The following is a 3142-nucleotide window of genomic DNA, read 5'->3' on the forward strand; positions in this document are numbered from 1 at the left end:
CTATCATCGCCGGATTATCCATGATCTGACAGCCGTCCCTTATAGGATGCGGGTTCACTAGGCATCGTAGTGGAACATATTCTTACCGGGCTATACAACAAACCCACCAATAATTCAAGACGTCCTCCACGGGGCGCTTACTGTTACAGTGCGATCTTCATTGGCGTCTGGGCCTATGCAGCGCGAGCGCCGTTAAACGGCCATTTTTTATCACTACGGCCAAGGTGAACGCGGGCCGCCTTGGGAGCCCGCTCGCCGCCGCAAGCGGCCATTGGGATCATGGCCACCGGAAGCGGCCGTTGGGATTACGGCCGCCAGGACGTGCGGCCGCGGTGTGAGTGCTGTCGGATAGCCGTTAAAAGGATGTAGGCGCCGGGATGCTTTCCGAGGGGGTCACCTGCGTCGGCGAACTTAACGGAACCGTGGTAGCGGGTTGAGTTTGCGTCGGCAAAGCGACCAACTCAACCGGTACCAAGATCAAGTCGTGGCGCGTTCCCCCGCCTTGGGTAACCGCCATTTTTACCTGCTCGGTGATCATTACCACGCGGCCATCGACGGTAATGGCGGCGCTTAACACGATGCGGGCGTTGGGCTGAATATCCGAGGGATTAAACGGCAACACAAAGCTGAACGGGGCCTGCTTGCCGTCCGTACACACAACGCGCTGCGCGATGATTTTGGACGGGGTGTCAGGAATGGTGGCATCGGATAGCGTCAGCGCCGTGTTCGGCGGCAGCGCGATGCGCTGGCGAATATACACCGTACCGCTGACCGCCGGCTGGCTGATGGCGCCCTGCTGGGCAGTGCCCGGCGCTTTAAACGTGGGCGTGGGAATGTTGGCGCTTTTATCCGCGCATCCTGCCAATGTGGCGCCCAGAGCGACACCCGCAATGATTTGCCAGAGTTTCATCTTTCGCTTCTCCTTCTTATTATTTGCCGGACCTTCACCACCGTTGTACAGATTGTGGCGAATGCGATGGTGGTTCGTACCACTCAATGCTTTAATCATGGCACGAGATCCCGGAAATTTCCTGTCGCCGGGTTAAGGAGGATTTTTCTTCCGTCCGCCTCCTGACCGGAGGGCCGACAGCCATAAAAAAAAGCGGGAGCACTTAAACGCTCCCGCCGGATTGACACCTAGTCTGTCGGTCGAACGGACCGGTTAGTGCCCGCGATTAGGGGTTGTAGGCGTTTTCGCCGTGGCTGTTGACGTCCAAACCTTCGCGTTCTTGCTCTTCGGACACGCGCAGGCCCACCATCATATCGGCGATTTTGAAGCCGATGAATGCCACCACGCCAGACCAGATCAGGCACACGACCACGCTGATGAGCTGCACCCAAACCTGATGACCCATGGTGACACCTTCAGCATAACCGGTGCCGCCCAGCGACGCGGAGGAGAATACCCCGGTCAGGAGACAGCCGCCGATACCGCAGACGCTGTGTACGCCAAATACATCGCAAACGTCATCCACTTTCAGCCATTTCTTCAGGGTAACCACGCCCCACAGACCGGCTACGCCACCTACCAGGCCGATGACCAATGCACCGCCAACGCCGACGGTACCGGCAGCCGGTGTAATGGCGACCAGACCGGCAATACAGCCTGAACACGCACCCAACAACGACGGTTTACCGCGCAGCATCCACTCGACAAACACCCAGGAAAGGATGGCGCCGGCGGTGGCCATGACGGTGTTGATGAAGGCCAGGCCGACGATTTCGTTGACGGCGCTGGCGGAGCCGGCGTTGAAGCTGAACCAGCCGACGTACGGGATTGCGGTGCCGATAAATACTATCGGCAAGTTATGGGGTTTGAACGCTTCTTTTCCAAAGCCGGCGCGTTTGCCCAACAAGTAAGCACCCACCAGCCCGGCGCTGGCGGCGTTAATATGCACCAAGGTACCGCCGGCGAAGTCCAAAGCGCCTAAAGAAGCCAGGTAACCACCCGCCCACACCATATGCGCCATGGGCAGATAGGAGAAAGTCAGCCACACCAGCACAAAAATCAGCACCGCCGAGAAGCGGATACGTTCCGCCAGCGCACCGACGATCAAGCCGACGGTGATACAGGCAAATGAGCACTGGAACGCGACATGAATCAGCTGATAGAAACTGCCGGTCAGCGCGGTAACGCCGATGCTTTTAAGCATAATCATGCTGAAATCGCCGAAGAAGGCGTTACCGGTACCGAACGTCAGCGAGTAGCCGTAAATCATCCAGAGCACGCAGACCAGGGCGAAAGTGACCGCAACCGGCGTCAGCATTGACAACACGTTTTTCCCGCGCAGCAGGCCGCCGTAAAACAGCGCAATCCCCGGAAGGGTCATGAACAGCACCAGCGTGGTGCTTATCATCATAAAGGCATTGTCGACCGCGGGTGCCGCAGCCATGGCCCAGGATGGCAAGAGGGCCGCAGCACCTAAAGCGATGAGTGAAACAAGTTTCTTCATTTTTTATTCATCCCTATCTACAAATAGCGCATGTCGTTAAAGTGCCGCTTCGTCGGTTTCACCGGTACGAATGCGAATAACCCGCTGAAGTTCAGCAACAAAAATCTTGCCATCGCCGATTTTGCCGGTATAGGCCGCCTTGCTGATGACATCAATCACTTCATCAAGCTGATCGTCAGCGATAGCGATATCAATTTTCACTTTTGGCAGGAAATTCACGCTGTACTCGGCGCCGCGATAAAGCTCGGCATAGCCTTTCTGACGCCCAAATCCTTTCACTTCAGTGACCGTGAGCTCCTGAATCCCCACAGAGGAGAGTGCTTCACGCACATCTTCCAATTTAAATGGCTTAATCACCACGGTTACCAGCTTCATATGTACCCCTCGAAAATTAAGTCCCGACTCGCGACCACTACGCCCAATTAAAGCAAAGGTAAGCGTACGCCCAGCGCGTAAGCGCCGTCTGTTAATTCCCCATCAAGTTATTGAAGATGATGTCCATTATTTTTTTAATGGGCGCAATTCATGAAACAAACCCCACCAAAACCCTCAAGACGTTGTCCCAATTTCCCGCTGGACTTTAACATTAAGCTGGTTGAGCAGGCGCTCCAGCCCGGCGTATCCATTGCCAAGCTGGCACGGGATAACGGTATCAATGACAATTTGCTGTTCAACTGGCGCCAGCTCTA

General features: G+C 55.9%; 4 protein-coding genes and 1 pseudogene. 2 read left to right on the top strand and 3 right to left on the bottom strand.

The window, feature by feature from the left end; all coding sequences use genetic code 11:
- Positions 1–69: 69 nt before the first annotated feature.
- Positions 70–228 (top strand): hypothetical protein, encoded by a 159-nt coding sequence (locus ACMX3H_RS17875; RefSeq protein ID WP_415211759.1) that lies wholly within the window; start codon positions 70–72, stop codon positions 226–228.
- 127 nt (positions 229–355) lie between these two features.
- On the opposite strand, the gene ACMX3H_RS17880 is transcribed toward ACMX3H_RS17875, so the two are convergent.
- The 3 genes from ACMX3H_RS17880 to glnK form a co-directional block, all read right to left on the bottom strand.
- On the bottom strand, positions 356–910 hold the full coding sequence (locus tag ACMX3H_RS17880; protein ID WP_415211760.1) for a YbaY family lipoprotein: 555 nt from the start codon (positions 908–910) through the stop codon (positions 356–358).
- 265 nt (positions 911–1175) lie between these two features.
- Positions 1176–2453 carry an ammonium transporter AmtB gene (gene amtB / locus ACMX3H_RS17885; RefSeq protein ID WP_415211761.1) on the bottom strand — a complete coding sequence of 426 codons (1278 nt, stop codon included), beginning with the start codon at positions 2451–2453 and terminating at the stop codon, positions 1176–1178.
- 36 nt (positions 2454–2489) lie between these two features.
- Positions 2490–2828, bottom strand: coding sequence for a P-II family nitrogen regulator (gene glnK, locus ACMX3H_RS17890; protein ID WP_415211762.1), 339 nt, complete (start codon positions 2826–2828; stop codon positions 2490–2492).
- A 180-nt stretch (positions 2829–3008) separates the two neighbouring features.
- On the opposite strand from glnK, the pseudogene ACMX3H_RS17895 reads away from it, so the two are divergent.
- Positions 3009–3142 (top strand): annotated as a pseudogene (locus tag ACMX3H_RS17895) (transposase); the annotation flags it as partial.

This window comes from Sodalis sp. (in: enterobacteria), assembly GCF_047607725.1.
Taxonomy (GTDB): domain Bacteria; phylum Pseudomonadota; class Gammaproteobacteria; order Enterobacterales; family Enterobacteriaceae; genus JBLKSS01.